This is a genomic window from Mycetocola sp. Y719 (assembly GCF_056713205.1).
In genome coordinates this window covers 1,142,647-1,159,509 of record NZ_JBWYGY010000001.1, presented here as the reverse complement: position 1 = coordinate 1,159,509, position 16,863 = coordinate 1,142,647, and the positions used below count along the sequence as shown (strand labels likewise).

The following is a 16,863-nucleotide window of genomic DNA, read 5'->3' as shown; positions in this document are numbered from 1 at the left end:
GTGATCCTTCAGGGCTTAATCGCAGCGCTTTCGCGCGCCTCCACGTTCGACAACGCCCTGGGCTATGCCACCCGTGACGCGGACTTCTCCGTCACCGACGGCCTCCGCGCGCCCCTCCTGGCCGGGCTGATCGAGGCGAGGCGGCGTGCGGGTCTTCCCGCAGCGCTTTTCGTCGTCACACCGACCGGACGCGACTCCGAATCCCTGCGAGCTGCGCTCGAAAGCGTCGTTCCTGATGCCAGGATCGTCGACTTCCCGGCCTGGGAGACCCTGCCGCACGAGCGACTCAGCCCGAGCGCCGAGATCGTCGGCAAGCGGCTCGCCGCCCTGCGCGAGATGACGGACTGGTCAGGAGACGCGCCGCTCATCGTCGTCGCCTCCGTCCGCGCTGCCCTGCAGCCCCTGGCAGACAACCTCACCGCGGTCGAGCCGCTTCCGCTCGTCGCCGGTGCCCGCGGTCACGATCTCGGGCAGCTTGCCCGCCAGCTCGTCGAACTCGCGTACGTCCGCGTCGACATGGTGTCCCGTCGTGGCGAGTTCGCCGTCCGAGGCGGCATCCTGGATGTCTTCCCACCGGTGGCGGAGCATCCGTACCGCGTCGAGTTCTTCGGCGACGAGCTGGAGCAGATCCGCGCGTTCTCGGTCGCCGACCAGCGGTCCATCCCGGATGCCGTCGCCCGGATCGCCCTCCCGCCGGCGCGCGAGCTGCTGCTCAACGATGCCGTGCGCCAGCGTGCGGCCGAGATGCAGCACGAGTTCCCGAGCATGACCGCGATGCTCGAGAAGATCGCCAACGGCATCCCGGTCGAAGGCATGGAATCGCTCGCACCGGCGCTGCTCGAGCGGCTCGTCCCCGTGAGCCACTACTTCCCGGCCGGAGCGGCGGTCGCCGTCATTTCGCCTGAACGGGTCGCGACGCGGGCGATCAGCCTTTCCGAGACCAACCGCGAGTTCCTCGCTGCGGCGTGGAGCGCGGCAACCGCGGGCGCTCAGGCGCCGATCGACCTCGCCAGCGGCGAGTTCATCAGCCTCGGTGACCTCAGGGACGCCACGAGGTTCACCGCACCAGGTGCCCCGGCCTCCGACCACCCGTGGTGGACGTTCAGTACCTTTCAGCAGGGGCCGGACGACGTCCTGCCCGAGGAACGCGAGATGGACGAGCTCCTCACCGTGCGAGTCTCGGCCGACCCGGTCCCGAGCTTCTCCGGAAACGTCGACGGTGCTATCGATCACGTGGCCGAACGGCTCCGAGACGGCTGGGTTGTCGCTATCGCAGCCCGCGGAACCGGACTCGTCGAACGAGCGAGGGACGTCCTTGCGGAGCGTGAGGTACCGGCGAGGCTCGTCGCCGAGTTCCCCTCCGATCCCGAACCGGGAATCGCGTACCTCCTGCAGGCGACGGTCGAGAACGGCTTCGAGCTCGTCGACGCCAGGCTCGCCCTGATCAGCGAGAACGAGTTCTACGGCCGCACGATCGGCTACGACTCCCGCCAGGTCAAGAAGCTGGCCTCACGGCGCAAGAACGTCGTCGACCCTCTGCAGCTCAAAGCCGGTGACTACGTCGTGCACCAGACGCACGGCATCGGCCGGTTCGTCGAACTGAGCCAGCGTGAGGTGTCCAGCGGCGGCCGCAACCCCACGAAGACGCGCCGCGAGTACCTCACCCTCGAGTACGCGCCGTCCAAGCGCGGCTACCCGGGAGACAAACTCCTCGTCCCCACCGACCAGCTCGACCTGCTCAGCCGATACGTCGGCGGAGAAGCCCCCGCCCTGTCGAAGATGGGTGGAAGCGACTGGTCGCAGGCCAAAGGCCGGGCGCGCCGTGCCGTGCGCGACATCGCCATCGAACTCGTCAAGCTGTACTCGGCGCGGATGGCGTCGAAGGGGTTCGCCTTCAGCAAGGACACCCCGTGGCAGCGTGAACTCGAAGAGGCCTTCCCGTTCGCGGAGACTCCCGACCAGCTGACTACGATCGACGAAGTCAAGGCAGACATGGAACGGCCCATACCGATGGACCGGCTCCTCTCCGGCGACGTCGGCTTCGGCAAGACCGAGGTCGCCATCCGGGCGGCGTTCAAGGCCGTCCAGGACGGCAAGCAGGTCGCCATGCTCGTGCCGACCACCCTGCTCGTCAAACAGCACTTCGAAACCTTCTCCGAGCGGTTCGCCGGGTTCCCCGTGCACCTGCGGGCACTGAGCCGGTTCCAGACGGCGAAGGAGGCGAAGGAGACCAGGGACGGACTCGAACGTGGAACCATCGACGTCGTCATCGGAACCCACCGGCTCCTCAGCGAGGGAATGAAGTTCAAGGACCTCGGACTCGTCATCATCGACGAGGAACAGCGGTTCGGTGTCGAGCACAAGGACGCTCTCAAGAAGCTCAAGACCAACGTCGACATCCTGGCGATGAGCGCCACGCCGATCCCGCGCACCCTCGAGATGGCGGTCACCGGCATCCGGGAGATGTCCACGCTCGCCACCCCGCCCGAGGAACGGCATCCGATCCTCAGCTTCGTCGGCCCGTACAGCGAGAAGCAGGTGGGTGCAGCCATCCGCAGGGAGCTCCTCCGCGAGGGCCAGATCTTCTTCGTCCACAACCGGGTATCGAGCATCAACCGGATCGCGGCACAGCTCGCCGAGATCGTTCCGGAGGCCCGCATCGCCGTGGCCCACGGGCAACTGTCCGAGAACGTGCTCGAACGCGTCGTCGTGGACTTCTGGGAACGCAAGTTCGACGTGCTCGTCTGCACGACGATCATCGAGACCGGCCTCGACATCCAGAACGCCAACACCATCATCATCGACAGGGCAGACAAGTACGGGCTGAGCCAGCTGCACCAGCTCCGCGGTCGAGTCGGCCGCGGTCGCGAACGCGCATACGCCTACTTCCTCTACGACGAAAACAAGCCGCTCTCCGAGACGGCACACGACCGGTTGTCGACCATCGCCGCGAACAACGAACTCGGCAGCGGGATGCAGGTGGCGCTCAAGGACCTCGAAATCCGTGGAGCGGGCAACCTGCTCGGCGGCGAGCAGGCGGGGCACATTGCCGGCGTCGGCTTCGACCTCTATCTGCGGATGATCGGCGAGGCGGTCTCCAACTTCCGCGGGGACGTCGCCGAGGGCCAGACGGAACTCCGTCTCGAGTTGCCCGTCGACGCCCACATCCCCGAGGACTATGTCGATAGCGAGCGACTGCGGCTCGAGGCCTATCAGAAGCTGTCCGCGGCATCCGGGCCCGCTGCGGCCGACGACCAGATCGGACTCGTCATCGACGAGCTGACCGACCGGTACGGAGAGCCGCCGGCCCAGGTACAGAACCTCATCGCCGTGTCCCAGCTGCGTCAGCGTGCCCAGCGCGTCGGGCTCAGCGAACTCGTGGCGATGGGCAGCAACCTGCGCGCCGCCCCGGCGAACCTGCCCGACTCTCTGCAGGCACGCCTCCGACGGATGTACCCCGGCGGCAAATACCTGGCGCAGGCCAACGCACTGATCGTCCCGATGCCGGAGAAGCACGGCGAGAAACTCACCGACGCCGACCTCATCGCGTGGGTGGCGCAGTTCCTCGACGCACTGTTCCCACTCCCTCCGAAGGGGGCCGAGGCCGCTTCCTAGCGTGCCCCGGCCCTCGTGCTTCCGGCATGGAATAGGGTGAGAATCCTCAGCAACCGATGGAGGTTCCCGTGGCTTTTACCGTCGCACACGCCCGCGTCCTGGTGACGGGAGGGGCGTCAGGGATGGGCCGGCTCTACGCGCAACGCGCCGTCCAGGAAGAGGCGGAATCGGTGACCCTGTGGGACATCGATCCGCTCGCCCTCGATGCGACGGCCAGCGCCCTCTCCGGCTACGGGACGGTGATCCACACCCGCGTCGTCGACGTGTCGAAACTCGACGACGTGAGGAGCGCGGCCAGCCACGAACTCGATGAGGGACGCGTCCCGGACGTCCTCATCAACAACGCCGGAATCGTTCGGGGGAACGACTACTTTTGGAACACCGACTCGGAACGCGACACCGAGCCGACGATGCGCATCAACGCGATCGCTCCGATGCACGTCACCCGCGAATTCCTGCCGGCCATGATCCTGGATCCCACCAGGGAGAAGCGGATCCTCAACATCGCGTCGGCAGCAGGCACCCTGTCCAACCCGAGGATGAGCGTTTACGCGGCGTCCAAGTGGGCGCTCATCGGCTGGAGCGACTCGGTCCGGCTCGAACTCGAACGGTCCGGCAACACCCACGTCAAGATCACCACGTTCTGCCCGTCGTATGTCGCGACGGGAATGTTCGACGGTGCACGCGGGCCGTTGCTCACGCCAGTCCTTCTTCCTGACATCGCGGTCGCGCGGGCCTGGCAGGCCATGCTCTCGGGCAGGCCGATGCGGATGACACCGTGGACGGTGAGCCTCGCCACCGTTCTCAAGGGTGCCCTCCCTCAGCGCGCCTGGGACGTCGTCGCCGATCAGGTATTCCGCGTGTACTCGAGCATGGATGAGTTCACCGGCAGGACGGAGCAGACCGCTCCGTCCGTTGCCGTCGTTCCGGAGGAGCCGAAAGCATGAGCACGACAGAGACCGGCGTCCCCGTCGTGTCCGTTCCCGGTGCGGATGCCGCGTCGATCGTTGGCACGCTGCGCAACGCGTTCGAACGGGGCGGCACCAAGCCGCTCGCCTGGCGGGTGCGGCAGTTGACCGCGCTCAAGCGCATGCTGATCGAGCGCGGACCCGACTTCGAGCGGGCCCTCGCCACCGACCTCGCAAAAAGCCCGACAGAAGCTCAGATCAGCGAGATCGGGCTCATCGTCGGCGAGATCGACTTCACCCTTCGTCACCTCCGGTCCTGGCTGCGCCCGCGCCGCGTCGCGGTCCCGCTCGCTTTCGCCCCAGCGAGCGCGAAGGTCGTGCGGGAGCCGCTCGGTGTCGTCCTCGTGATCGGCCCGTGGAACTATCCCGTACAGCTCTCGCTCGTCCCGCTCGTCGGCGCACTTGCCGCGGGCAACGCGGTGCTCGTGAAACCGAGCGAACTCGCCCCCGCGTCATCCCGGTTGATGGCCCAACTCCTGCCGGAGTACCTCGACCCGGCCGCCGTCGCCGTCGTCGAAGGAGGCGTCGACGAAACGACCGCTCTCCTGGCCGAACGGTTCGACCACATCTTCTTCACCGGCAACGGACGTGTCGGACGCATCGTCGCGCGCGCGGCCGCCGAGCATCTCACCCCTGTCACGCTCGAACTCGGAGGCAAGTCACCGGTCTTCGTCGACGACGGCGCAGACCTCGCCGTCGCGGCACGGCGCATCGCATGGGGCAAGTTCCTCAACGCCGGGCAGACCTGCGTCGCGCCCGACTACCTTCTTGCCACGGCGAAGACGGCCGCAGCCCTCGTACCGCACCTCGCAGCGGCCATCGCCGAGCTCTATGGGAACGAACCACGCACGAGCGCGGACCTGGCTCGAATCGTCAACGGGCAGAATGTCGACAGGCTCGCTACGCTGCTCGCAGGGACGACCCCGGAGATCGGCGGGGAGGTGGACAGGGACGCCAGGTACATCGCACCGACGGTGCTCAATGGCGTCGATCCAGACCACCCACTCATGGAGAACGAGATCTTCGGCCCTGTGCTGCCGATCGTGCACGTCGCCGGGGTGAGTGACGCCATCCGTTTCATCACCGCACGTGACAAGCCGCTCGCCCTGTACGTCTTCAGCCCGAGCCGGTCGGTGGAGCGCCGGTTCCTGAGGGAGACCTCCTCCGGTGCTGTCGGGCTCGGCATACCCGCCGCCCACCTGCTCGTTCCGACCCTGCCGTTCGGCGGAGTGGGGGAGAGCGGCACAGGGCGATACCACGGCAGGTTCTCGATCGACACTTTCAGCCACGAGAAGGCCGTGCTGTCGAAGTCGACGAAGCCTGACACCCTGCAGATCATCTACCCCCCGCACGACGACCTCCGCGATTTCCTGATCCGCGCCGTCATCGCCAGGACCTGGCGTCGCAAGCGATGACGGACGACCTCGGAGCGGGGAACCCTCGCGCCCTGCCGAACATGGACGCGCTTGCCGCGTCGATGAGAACGGTGCTCGACACCTGCGTGTGGAGCAAGACCATGACCCACGCCTCCCTCGTCACCTACCTGATCGAAGAGAGCTACGAACTGATCGACGCGGTCGAGGCCGATGACCGTGACGTCATGCTCGAAGAACTCGGAGACGTGCTTCTCCAGGTGGTCTTCCACGCGGAGATCGCCAGGCGGACCGACTCCGAGCGGTTCTCGCTCGATGACATCGCGAGAGCGGCCAACGAGAAGATGATCCGTCGGCATCCCCATGTCTTCGGCGACGAGACCGCGCTCACGGTCGAGGATGTCTGGCGGGTCTGGAGCGCAGCGAAGGCCGCCGAGAAGTCGACGCGGACGAGCGCCCTCGACGGGATTCCCCAGAGCATGCCTGCCCTCGCCCTCGCTGAAAAGGTCCTCACCCGGGCAGAACGCGCGGGACTCACACCACCCGTCGAGCGCCCGATCGAGAGGTTCGCCGACGAATCGGAGCTCGGCCGCGTGCTGCTCGACATCGCCGCGGACGCGAGGTCGCAGGGACTCGACGCCGAGCGCGCCCTCCGCTCAGCGCTGCGCGAGCTTCAGGACGGCATCAGGGAGCGGGAACGCGCAGACCGCGGCGACTGACCGGGGCCGCGCCCGACCGCGTGCCAGAATTGAGCCATGGCCTCTCCTGTGACACCGCCCCGCGGCATGCGCGATTTCCTTCCCCGAGACAAGGCCAGGCGAGAACACGCCCTCGGTGTCATCCGGCGCGTGTTCTCCGCATACGGTTTCGACGAGATCGAGACGCCGGTCGTCGAAGACTTCGCCCGCCTGCACTCCGGGCTCGGCGGTGACAACGAGAAGCTCGCCTTCAACGTGCTCAAGCGCGGCCTGACCGCTGAGGATGCCGCCGCCGCGGCGTCATCGGACAGCCTGGACTCGCTCACCGACCTCGGCCTGCGGTTCGACCTCACCGTGCCGCTCGCACGGTTCTACGCCACCCACCGCGCCGAACTGCCACCCGTCTTCCGGTCGATCCAGATCGCGCCGGTCTGGCGGGCGGAGCGGCCGCAGAAGGGCCGCTATCGCCAGTTCGTGCAGTGCGACATCGACATCATCGGTGAGGCAGGGCCGCTCGCCGAGATCGAACTGATCACGGCGACCTCCGCCGCGCTCGCCGCCCTCGGCCTCACAGACTGCCGGGTCAGGATCAACGACCGCCGACTGCTGACAGGCATGCTCGACGCCTTCGGTTTCGTCGCGGACGAGCACCCCGGGGTGCTCATCACCATCGACAAACTCGACAAGGTCGGCACGGCCGGCGTCATCGCCGAACTGCGCGAACGACAGGCCACCCCGGCGGCCGTCGACCGGCTGGAGGAGTATTTCGCCCAGCCCGAAGCACCCGCGCTGCCGTTCGGCGCCGAACAGATCCGCTCGAGGCTGCCCCGCGGGGTCGACGAGTCGGTGATCGCCGAACTGGCGGCCATCGGACTGGCGGCTGGGCAGGGAGACGCAAGCGGCGCGACCCCCGTCGTCTTCGACCCGTTCCTCGTGCGGGGGATGGGCTACTACACGGGCCCGATCTTCGAGATCGAACACCCCGGTCTCGGCTATTCCCTCGGTGGCGGCGGACGCTACGACGGGATGATCGGCCGATTCCTGGGCCAGGATGTGCCCGCGACCGGCTTCTCGATCGGTTTCGAACGGATCGTGGACCTGCTCGACCTGCCCGAGGACGCCGGTGTCGAGTCCGTCGTGCTCGTCTACGACCGTGACGTCGACCCAGCCGCCCTCATCGCACTCAAATCTGACCTCGTAGCCTCCGGCAGGCGGGTCAGGCTCGAACCGCGGGTGAAGAACATGAAAGCCCTGCTCGACCGCGTCACCACTGCCGGATTCAGCGCGTTCGCCTTCGTGGCCGCGTCGATGGCATCCGCAGAGGACCTGGAGTTCAAGCCACTCAGCTGACGACGCGAGGGGCGTGGATGACGGATGCCGGCTGGCCCCGTGATCCACGCCTCTCGAGTTGGTCAGACCGAGTCGGCTGCGGCCTCGGCGCGCGTGGTGAGGACCATGCGACGGACGAGAAGTGCTGCTCCGGCGAGCACGAGCACCAGGACAGTAGCCCAGAGCCACGGGGAACCGGTCAGCTGGCTCGCACTGAAGGCAGCTGCGCCGCTGTGCAGTTCGGTGGTGCCGTCGCTGATCTTCGCGTTGCCGTCGGCGAGCGAGGCGGCGCCATCGGCCAGCGTGGTGGTGCCGTCGCTGAGCGTGCCTGCGCCGTCGGCCAGTTTCGTGGTGCCCTCAGCGAGTGAGGTCGAGCCTGCCGACAGGGCGGCGAGTCCTGCGTTCAGCCTGGATGAGCCTTCGGCGAGTGTCTGCGTGCCGGTGGAGAGGCTCGACGCGCCGACCGCCAGCTTGTCGTTGCCGACGGACAGGCTCGACGCGCCGGCCTGCAGCGTGGACAGACCTGCGTTGAGGCTCGTCGCGCCGACGAAGAGTTTGTTCACCCCGGCAGACAAGTCGGATGCTCCGGCAGCGAGCGTCGGCAGGTTCTTGACGTAGAGCAGGCCGCCGGTGGGGAGCACATCCTTGATCGGCGGAGTGGCCCCGAGTCCGGCTGCGAGCTGACCGGCGCCAGCGGCGAGTGCGGGCACGTTCTCGGCGTACAGCAGCCCGCCCTTGGGCAAAACGCCCTTGATCGGTGCGGTGTCGCCCAGTCCGGCCGCAAGGCCGGCGCTTCCGGACGCGATCGTCGGGAAGCTTGCCATCGCTGTCACAGCGGGCTCGAGCGCATCGAGGGTGTTCGCCGCTCCCGTCGCCATTGCGCGTGTCGCGGTGGCGGTCGTCTGGATGGCTTCGAGCTTGGCGACGAGGTCACTGGTGGGGCCCGTGTTCTTGAGATCCTTGATGAGGGTTTCCAGCTCGGAGACGACGATGGCCGAGTCATCCCGTGCTGAACCGGCGAAGGTCGTCACCATTGGCAGGACCGAGTTGAGGCTCTTTGCCGCCGGGGCGAGCTGACCGGCGCCCGTCGCGAGAGTGGTGGCACCCGTGCTGAGCTCGATGACCCCGGCATTGAGCCGCTTGGCGCCCGCGGCGAGGTCGGTCGCACCCGGGTACAGCTTGTCCTCGATCGCGTCCCTGACGCCGGCGACCCCGGCGGAGACCCGCGCGGCGCCGTCTGAGGCGCTTCCGGCGCCAGCCGCGAGCGTCGAGCTGCCCGCCGATGCATTCGTCGCACCTGCGGAGAGCTTCTGCGCTCCCGCGGCGGCGCTCGTTGCACCGTTCGAGAGGGCGAAGGCGCCATCGGCGGCACTCTGCGCACCCGTCGCGATCTTTCCGGCTCCCGCAGAGGCGCTTGTCGCTCCCGCCTCGAGCTTCTCCGCCCCTGCGGCGGCGCTCGTCGCGCCGTCCGCGAGGGTCGCAGCACCGTCGTCGATCTCGGTCGCACCGTCCGAGAGGTCGCCTGATCCGGCGGCGGCCAGGCTCGCACCCGAGTCGAGCTGCTGGGCGCCGTCTGTGATCTTCTGGGTGAAGTAGAAGAAGAACGCCACCGCGGCGATCATCAGAACGCTGAGGACGATGGTCGCGATCTTCCAGGCGAGGGCCGGGGCCGGGCCTGATAGGGGAGTGCTGCTCAAAGGATTCTCCTGAAGTGTGCCGAAGAGGGACCCTCACAGGCGCGACGAAGAGACCGGGCAGCCGCCACCGGAGGAGCAGGTGGGAAGCCGAACGCGAGTGGTCTGCTGTGACGTACGTCTGTTCGGGGTGCCGGCGAACCGGCGGGTTGCGGGATGCTGCGACCAGCCGGTTTGTGGCCTCGACGCCTCCGGTCCGGTCGTCTCTGACGCGGCCCATCGGTGTCACTCCTGGTAGCAGGGTGAACGTAGCAGCGTTGGCGATGGTGAACGACGATCGGATCGAATTGTTGGGGAACTCCACAACTCCCGGCTGGCCACGGTTCGCCTTCTTTGTGCACGGGATGCAACTTTCCGGGCGTTCGGGGGGGGTGCCTCCCGCAACGCACTCGTAACCTGCCTGAACCGGATGGCTAGACTGATCCTCGGGTCAACGTCGCTCCACACAATCCACCGCACCACCCCGAACAGGAGAAATACTGTGGCACTCATTGAGGCTGTAGGCGCTCGCGAAATTCTGGATTCCCGTGGGAACCCGACCGTTGAGGTCGAGGTCCTCCTCGACAACGGCGTTGTGGAGCGCGCTGCCGTTCCATCCGGCGCATCCACCGGCGCATTCGAAGCGTACGAACTGCGCGACGGTGACTCCGACCGTTACCAGGGCAAGGGCGTGCTCAAGGCCGTCGACGGCATCCTCGACGAGATCGGTGCAGCGGTCGAAGGCCTCGAAGCCGACGACCAGCGCCTGCTCGACAAGACCCTCATCGACCTCGACGGCACCGACAACAAGGAACGCCTCGGCGCCAACGCCATCCTCGGTGTCAGCCTCGCCGTCGCGAAGGCCGCAGCGCAGGCTGCGGACCTCCCGCTCTACCGCTACCTCGGTGGGCCGAACGCACACGTACTCCCCGTGCCGCTCCTCAACATCATCAACGGCGGATCCCACGCGGACAACGACGTCGACATCCAGGAGTTCATGATCGTTCCCCTCGGGGCCGAGAGCTTCTCTGAAGGCCTGCGCTGGGGCGTCGAGACCTACCACGCGCTGAAGGCGCTCCTCAAGTCGAAGGGCCTCGCAACCGGGCTCGGCGACGAGGGCGGATTCGCACCGAACCTGCCGAGCAACCGCGCAGCGCTCGACCTCATCGTCGAGGCAATCACCAACGCCGGCTACACCCCCGGCAAGGACATCGCCCTCGCGCTCGACGTCGCGGCGACCGAGTTCTTCAAGGACGGTTCGTACCACTTCGAGGGCAAGCAGCTCTCGGCACAGGACCTCAGCGCGTACTACGCCGAGCTCGTTGCCGCGTACCCGCTCGTGTCGATCGAAGACCCGCTCGAGGAAGAGGACTGGGAAGGCTACCAGCACCTCACCGCCGAACTCGGCGACAAGGTCCAGATCGTCGGCGACGATCTGTTCGTGACGAACCCGAGCCGTCTCGGCAAGGGCATCGACCTCAAGGTCGGCAACTCGATCCTCGTCAAGGTGAACCAGATCGGAACGCTCACCGAGACGCTCGACGCCGTCGCCCTTGCGCAGCGCTCCAGCTACACGGCGATCCTCTCCCACCGTTCGGGTGAGACCGAGGACACGACCATCGCCGACCTCGCGGTCGCGACCAACGCGGGCCAGATCAAGACCGGTGCGCCTGCCCGATCCGAGCGGGTCGCAAAGTACAATCAGCTGTTGAGGATCGAAGAAGAGCTGGGCGAATCCGCGGTCTACGCGGGTCGTGGCGCCTTCCCGAGGTTCTCGGCGTAAACCACTTTCACCCGACTCCCGGTGCGCGCTGAGAAATCGGCGCACACCGGGAGTTGTGCGTGGAGCGACGACAGGAACGGGGCGGTACGCATGGCCAGACGACCGGGTTCCACCGGCACGCAGGCAGGCAAGTGGCGCATCGGCCGGGAGCGCGACGCGCGCCTGCCCGAGCCCGTTGTCGCTGTGCCCGAATCCGAGGCGGGAAGCTGGATCCGCGGCATCCGTTTCTCCGGGTTCGGACTGCTGATGATGGCGCTTCTCGTTCTGGGGATCATCGTCATCGCGCCGAACCTCAAGTCATACATCGAGCAGCGCCAGCAGATCGCGCAGCTGCAGGCATCCGTCGACGCCAGCGAAGACGAGATCAGCCGGCTCAGCGAAGAACGTGAACGGTGGAACGACAGCACATACGTGATGACGCAGGCGCGCGACCGGCTCTTCTACGTGAACCCCGGTGAGATCAGCTTCATCGTCATGAACGACGTGGATGCCGCGCTGTTCGGAGAGTCGGAAGCGCCGGTCAGCACGGAGCTACAGGCCACCAGGGTCGACTGGGCGGAATCCATGCTCGCTTCACTCGTCAGCGCAGGTCTCGCCGAGGTCGCCACCGACTCGGGTGTCCCGGCGACGCCCACCCCTGAGCCGACGCCCTGACCCGTCGTCCCGAGCAGGGATAATGGATGCATGACGACACCGCCTTTCGAGACCGTGACGGCTGAGGACATCCGGGCCGTCTCAGCCCAGCTGGGCCGCCCCGCGCGCAACGTGGTGGGGATCGCCGCCCGCTGCGTGTGCGGAGCACCGACCGTGGTCTCCACCTCTCCGCGGCTCGACGACGGGACCCCGTTCCCGACTTTCTACTACCTCACCCACCCCGCGGCAACCGCAGCAGTGTCTGCCCTCGAGGCGACCCAGGTGATGAACGAGTACAACGACCTGCTGGCTGACGACGACGCGCTGCGGTCCGGCTACGCCGCAGCGCACGCGGCGTACCTCGCCGATCGGGAGAGCATCGCCGTGGTTCCTGAGATCGCCGGCATCTCCGCAGGGGGGATGCCTGTGCGCGTGAAATGCCTCCACGCTCTCGTCGGTCATACGCTCGCGGCAGGGCCGGGAGTGAATCCGGTCGGCGATCTTGCGCTCGAACGTGCAGACTGGAGTCCGACGGTGTGCCAGTGCGTCGTCGACATCGCAGAAACCGCTCCGGCGGGGGAGTGAGCAGGGGCATGAAGTATCGGGGGATCTTCGCAGGCGGGCTGACCGCCCTCATCGTGGCGGGCACGGTGACGGCCGGCGCCAGCCCGGCGAGTGCCGACCCCGTCAGGGACGCCGAATACTGGCTCGCCGACTACGGCGTCTCGGAGGCCTGGAAGTTCAGCACAGGTGCTGGGGCGACGATCGCGATCATCGACACCGGCATCGCGAGCGGGCCCCCTGAATTCACCGGCGCGGTCGTCGCCGGTCATGACGCATCCGGTGTCGGAAGCGCAGACGGACGCACACCGGTCGGTGGAGCGGACGAGAACCCGCACGGCAGCTGGGTGGCATCGCTCGCGGCCGGCCGGGGCAACGGAAGCGACACCGGGGTCATCGGCACCGCGCCCTCAGCGAACCTCATCGCCATCTCCGTCGGTTTCGGCTCGAGCGGATCGACCATCCAGTTCGCCGACCAGATCGCCGACGCCATCCACTTCGCAGTCGACAACGGTGCTGACGTCATCAACATGTCGCTCACGACGAACACGAAGGACTGGCCGGAGAGCTGGGACGAAGCCTTCACCTACGCCAACGAGCACGACGTCATCATCGTTGCTGCCGCAGGCAACCGCGGCAGCGGCACAGACGAGGTCGGTGCCCCTGCAACGATCCCCGGCGTGCTCGTCGTCGCCGGGGTCGACCCGTCAGGCAAGGCCAGCTATGACGCGTCCAGCCAGGGCATCACCTTGTCGGTGGCCGCACCGAGCGAGGAGCTCGTCGGAGTGTCCCCGGACGGCAGTTACGTCCAGTGGGCCGGTACCTCGGGCGCGTCGCCGATCGTCGCGGGAATCGCTGCCCTCGTGCGCTCGCGCTACCCGGACATGGATACCGCCAACGTGATCAACCGGATCATCAAGACCGCGTCGCCCGTGGCAGGCGAGAAGCTCCCCAGCGCGATCTATGGATACGGCTACATCAACGCTCTCGCCGCACTCACGGCTGACGTTCCCTCCGTCGACGCCAACCCGATGGGCGACCTGGCCGCGTGGATCACCCAGCACAGGAAGGCCGCATCCACACCTCAGCCTGTGCCTGAAGATGAGGGAAGCATCCCGACCGTGCCTCCGCTCGATACCGTGGCCGGACCGGCCAATCCGTTCCTGCCGACGCGGGACAGCCTGCTCTATGTCAGCCTCCCGCTCGCCCTGTTCCTGGGAACTGGTACCCTAGTAGTGCTCGGTGCCATCGCCGCTACCCGGCATTTCAAACGTGTGTCTCGCAGTAAGTAACCTGTTTGAGTCCTTGTGACCCCCCAGTAGGAGAATTCTCACCGTGCCAAAAATTCTGATTGTCGGCGGCGGCTATGCCGGTTTCTACACCGCATGGAAGCTGGAAAAGTGGCTTCGCCACGGCGAAGCAGAGGTCACCGTCGTTGACCCGCTTCCCTACATGACGTACCAGCCTTTCCTCCCGGAGGTCGCTGCAGGCTCGATCGAGCCCCGCCACGCGGTGGTCGCCCAGCGACGCCACCTCAAGAAGACGACGGTGATCACCGCCAAGGTCACCAACATCAACCACGCGGACAAGAAGGCCACCATCCAGCCTTCCCTCGGCGAATCGTGGGAGTTCGACTACGACATCGTCGTGGTCACCGCAGGCGCCGTGTCGCGGACCTTCCCGATCCCGGGTGTCGCCGACCAGGCCATCGGCCTCAAGACGATCGAAGAGGCGATCGCGATCCGCGACCGCATGCTGGCCAACTTCGACAAGGCGGCCAGCCTTCCCGCCGGCCCCGAACGCGACCGCCTGCTCAACTTCGTCGTCGTCGGCGGAGGGTTCGCCGGCATCGAGGTGTTCGCCGAGCTGCGTTCATTTGCCAGCGCTCTGCTGAAACGGTACCCGCAGATCACCTTCGAGGACGTCCAGTTCCACCTCATCGAGGCCATGGGACGGATCATGCCCGAGGTCAGCCTGAAGACCAGCCACTGGGTGCTCAAGAACCTGGCCCAGCGAGGAGCCCTCGTGCACCTCGACACGCAGCTCTCGTCTGCGCTCGACGGCAAGATCGAGCTGTCGACGGGCGAGACATTCGAGTCCGACCTCATCGTCTGGACCGCCGGCGTCATGGCGAACCCGCAGATCGTTCGCAACACCGACCTTCCGATCGAAGAGCGCGGGCGCCTCGTCGTCCGTCCTGACCTCCGCGTCGGCACCGATGACGAGTTCATTCCGGATGCCTGGGGCGCCGGTGACGTCACCGCGATCCGCGACCTGTCCGGTGGCGGAGTCGGCGGCTTCTGCGTTCCGAACGCACAGCACGCTGTGCGTCAGGGCAAGCTCATGGCCAAGAACATCGTTGCCGTGCTGCGGGGCGAAGAGCCCAAGCAGTACTTCCACAAGAACATGGGTGCCGTCGCCGGCCTCGGTCTTGGCGTCGGCGTCTTCCAGGCCGGCAAGATCGCCATCAAGGGCCTTCCGGCCTGGCTCGCGCACCGTGGCTACCACGGACTCGCCATGCCGACGTGGGAGCGCAAGATCCGCGTCATCGTCGGTTGGGTGAACAACTTCTTCCTGGGCCGCGACATCGTGAACCTCAGCGCCGCGCAGAACCCGCGCGCCGCGTTCGAGGAGTTCGCCTCCCGGCCCAAGCCTGCTGCGGCCGAAGTGGTGAAGCCGGTCGAGACCGTGAAGAAGCCTGCGACGAAGAAGGCCCCCAAGCCTGTGGCCGAGAAGGAAGCTGTCGCCGCGTCGAAGTAGCTCGAGAAAGAGAAAGGCCCGGTCCGGGAACGGACCGGGCCTTTCCCGTTGGCGGGGATGCCTGTCTAGAATCGCCTCAGCCGACTGTTGGGAGGCGATCGATGAACAGAACAGCGATTCTTCGCTCCGTGGATGCCGTCATGATCCCCGTGCCGGATATCGAGGAGGGGCTCCGCTTCTACCGGGATCGGCTGGGCCACGAGCTGGCGTGGCGCAACGACGACATCGGGCAGGCGGGTTTGCGTCTGCCGGCGAGTGACACCGAACTGGTGCTGACCACGACGCTCGACGCGGCCGTGAACTGGCTCGTGGAGTCCGCTGACGATGCCGTGGTGGACATCGTCAGCGCCGGGGGATCGGTCGTCGTCGCCCCGACGGACATTCCCGTCGGACGCCTCGCGGTCGTCAACGATCCGTTCGGAAACACCATCGTCGTGCTCGATCTCTCCATCGGCCGTTACGTCACCGACGGTGACGGTCGCGTGGTCGGTGCCGAACCGGCTGACGCATGAAAGCCGTCGTTCACGACCGGTACGGCCTGCCGCACGTACTGAGGGTCGAGGACGTCCCCGTGCCGGTGCCCGGGGCTGGCCAGGTGCTCGTCGAGATCGCCGCGACCTCCGTCAACCTCTCGGATTGGGAAGGGCTGACCGGATCTCCGGGGTACGCCAGGATCGGCGGCCTGCGAGCGCCGAGGCGTCGAGTGCTCGGCTCCGACATCGCCGGGCGGGTCACTGCCGTCGGACCCGGAGTCACCCGGTTCCGGGTCGGGGCCGAGGTGTACGGCGACAATCTGGCTCTTCTTGGCGGGTTCGCCGAATTCGCTGTGGCGTCGGCGGATGCTCTCGCAACCAAACCGGTGGAACTCACGTTCGCCGAGGCCTCCACCATTCCACAGGCCGGAGCGATTGCGAGTCAGGGGATGTCGCTCGCTCGTCCGGGCGCGCGGGTGCTGATCAACGGGGCGGGTGGCGGCGCCGGGTCCTTCGCGATCCAGCTGGCCGGGCTCGCCGGTGCGCACGTGACAGGTGTCGACAACGCAGGCAAGCTCGACTTCATGCGCGAGCTCGGCGCTGACGCCGTGGTCGACTACCGCACGCAGGACTTCACCCGTATGGAGCCGTTCGACCTGGTGCTCGATCTCGTCGCCCATCGATCCGTCTTCGCGTACCGCCGGGCGCTGGCGCCGGGCGGGCGGTACTACTGCGTGGGCGGCAGCGTCCGGGCGCTCCTGAGAATCGTGACGGTGGGGGCGGCGATCGGGCTCGTCACCGGTCGCCGAATGGGGATCCTCGTCGCTCGGGAGGGGCCTGCATATTTCGAGCCGGTCGCGGAACGATGTGTCGCCGGCGAAGTCGGCATCCACATCGACCGTACGTTCACCCTCGACGAGGTGCCGCAGGCGCTCGGCCGGGTGGGGGAGGGCCGTGCACTCGGCAAGGTCGTCGTCGTTCCCTGAACGTGGTATTC

At 67.1% G+C, this 16,863-nt stretch carries 13 protein-coding genes; 12 read left to right on the top strand and 1 reads right to left on the bottom strand.

What is annotated here, in order from left to right; genetic code table 11:
- From mfd to hisS, 5 genes are all read left to right on the top strand, one after another.
- The gene (gene mfd, locus AC1M0F_RS05430; RefSeq protein WP_480237167.1) at nt 1-3,615 is read left to right on the top strand and encodes a transcription-repair coupling factor; all 3,615 of its coding nucleotides are present in this window, start codon (nt 1-3) and stop codon (nt 3,613-3,615) included.
- Nucleotides 3,616-3,683: 68 nt separating this feature from the next.
- Entirely contained in the window at nt 3,684-4,562 is an 879-nt protein-coding gene (locus AC1M0F_RS05425; RefSeq protein ID WP_480237166.1) for an SDR family NAD(P)-dependent oxidoreductase, read from the top strand.
- Nucleotides 4,559-5,998, top strand: a complete 1,440-nt coding sequence (locus tag AC1M0F_RS05420; RefSeq protein WP_480237165.1) for an aldehyde dehydrogenase family protein — start codon at nt 4,559-4,561, stop codon at nt 5,996-5,998. Before AC1M0F_RS05425 ends, AC1M0F_RS05420 begins: the two co-directional genes overlap by 4 nt.
- On the top strand, nt 5,995-6,675 hold the full coding sequence (locus tag AC1M0F_RS05415) for a nucleoside triphosphate pyrophosphohydrolase (protein ID WP_480237164.1): 681 nt from the start codon (nt 5,995-5,997) through the stop codon (nt 6,673-6,675). The genes AC1M0F_RS05420 and AC1M0F_RS05415 overlap by 4 nt, the downstream gene beginning before the upstream one ends.
- 36 nt (nt 6,676-6,711) lie before the next feature.
- Nucleotides 6,712-8,004, top strand: coding sequence for a histidine--tRNA ligase (gene hisS, locus AC1M0F_RS05410; RefSeq protein ID WP_480237163.1), 1,293 nt, complete (start codon nt 6,712-6,714; stop codon nt 8,002-8,004).
- A 62-nt stretch (nt 8,005-8,066) separates the two neighbouring features.
- Here hisS and AC1M0F_RS05405 read toward each other — a convergent pair whose 3' ends face one another.
- Nucleotides 8,067-9,680 carry a hypothetical protein gene (locus AC1M0F_RS05405; protein ID WP_480237162.1) on the bottom strand — a complete coding sequence of 538 codons (1,614 nt, stop codon included), beginning with the start codon at nt 9,678-9,680 and terminating at the stop codon, nt 8,067-8,069.
- 478 nt (nt 9,681-10,158) lie between these two features.
- Here AC1M0F_RS05405 and eno point away from each other — a divergent pair, with 478 nt between their 5' ends.
- The 7 genes from eno to AC1M0F_RS05370 all read left to right on the top strand — a co-directional run bounded on the left by eno (nt 10,159) and on the right by AC1M0F_RS05370 (nt 16,852).
- A complete protein-coding gene (eno, locus tag AC1M0F_RS05400; RefSeq protein ID WP_480237161.1) occupies nt 10,159-11,439 on the top strand; it encodes a phosphopyruvate hydratase in 1,281 nt (426 codons plus the stop codon).
- 90 nt (nt 11,440-11,529) lie between these two features.
- Nucleotides 11,530-12,093 (top strand): FtsB family cell division protein, encoded by a 564-nt coding sequence (locus AC1M0F_RS05395; RefSeq protein ID WP_480237160.1) that lies wholly within the window; start codon nt 11,530-11,532, stop codon nt 12,091-12,093.
- A gap of 30 nt (nt 12,094-12,123) precedes the next feature.
- Complete coding sequence (locus tag AC1M0F_RS05390; RefSeq protein WP_480237159.1) at nt 12,124-12,657, top strand: DUF501 domain-containing protein; 534 nt, start codon at nt 12,124-12,126, stop codon at nt 12,655-12,657.
- Nucleotides 12,658-12,665: 8 nt separating this feature from the next.
- Nucleotides 12,666-13,925, top strand: a complete 1,260-nt coding sequence (locus tag AC1M0F_RS05385; protein ID WP_480237158.1) for a S8 family serine peptidase — start codon at nt 12,666-12,668, stop codon at nt 13,923-13,925.
- Between the two features lie 43 nt (nt 13,926-13,968).
- Entirely contained in the window at nt 13,969-15,393 is a 1,425-nt protein-coding gene (locus AC1M0F_RS05380; RefSeq protein WP_480237157.1) for an NAD(P)/FAD-dependent oxidoreductase, read from the top strand.
- Nucleotides 15,394-15,494: 101 nt separating this feature from the next.
- Entirely contained in the window at nt 15,495-15,905 is a 411-nt protein-coding gene (locus AC1M0F_RS05375) for a VOC family protein (RefSeq protein ID WP_480237156.1), read from the top strand.
- Nucleotides 15,902-16,852 carry an NAD(P)-dependent alcohol dehydrogenase gene (locus tag AC1M0F_RS05370; protein WP_480237155.1) on the top strand — a complete coding sequence of 317 codons (951 nt, stop codon included), beginning with the start codon at nt 15,902-15,904 and terminating at the stop codon, nt 16,850-16,852. The genes AC1M0F_RS05375 and AC1M0F_RS05370 overlap by 4 nt, the downstream gene beginning before the upstream one ends.
- Nucleotides 16,853-16,863 lie beyond the last annotated feature (11 nt).

Coding starts and splice junctions, on each gene's coding strand:
- AC1M0F_RS05420 (WP_480237165.1), top strand. CDS start 4,559: ATGAGCACGACAGAGACCGGCGTCCCCGTCGTGTCCGTTCCCGGTGCG.
- AC1M0F_RS05385 (WP_480237158.1), top strand. CDS start 12,666: ATGAAGTATCGGGGGATCTTCGCAGGCGGGCTGACCGCCCTCATCGTG.
- AC1M0F_RS05375 (WP_480237156.1), top strand. CDS start 15,495: ATGAACAGAACAGCGATTCTTCGCTCCGTGGATGCCGTCATGATCCCC.
- AC1M0F_RS05415 (WP_480237164.1), top strand. CDS start 5,995: ATGACGGACGACCTCGGAGCGGGGAACCCTCGCGCCCTGCCGAACATG.
- AC1M0F_RS05370 (WP_480237155.1), top strand. CDS start 15,902: ATGAAAGCCGTCGTTCACGACCGGTACGGCCTGCCGCACGTACTGAGG.
- AC1M0F_RS05390 (WP_480237159.1), top strand. CDS start 12,124: ATGACGACACCGCCTTTCGAGACCGTGACGGCTGAGGACATCCGGGCC.
- hisS (WP_480237163.1), top strand. CDS start 6,712: ATGGCCTCTCCTGTGACACCGCCCCGCGGCATGCGCGATTTCCTTCCC.
- AC1M0F_RS05395 (WP_480237160.1), top strand. CDS start 11,530: ATGGCCAGACGACCGGGTTCCACCGGCACGCAGGCAGGCAAGTGGCGC.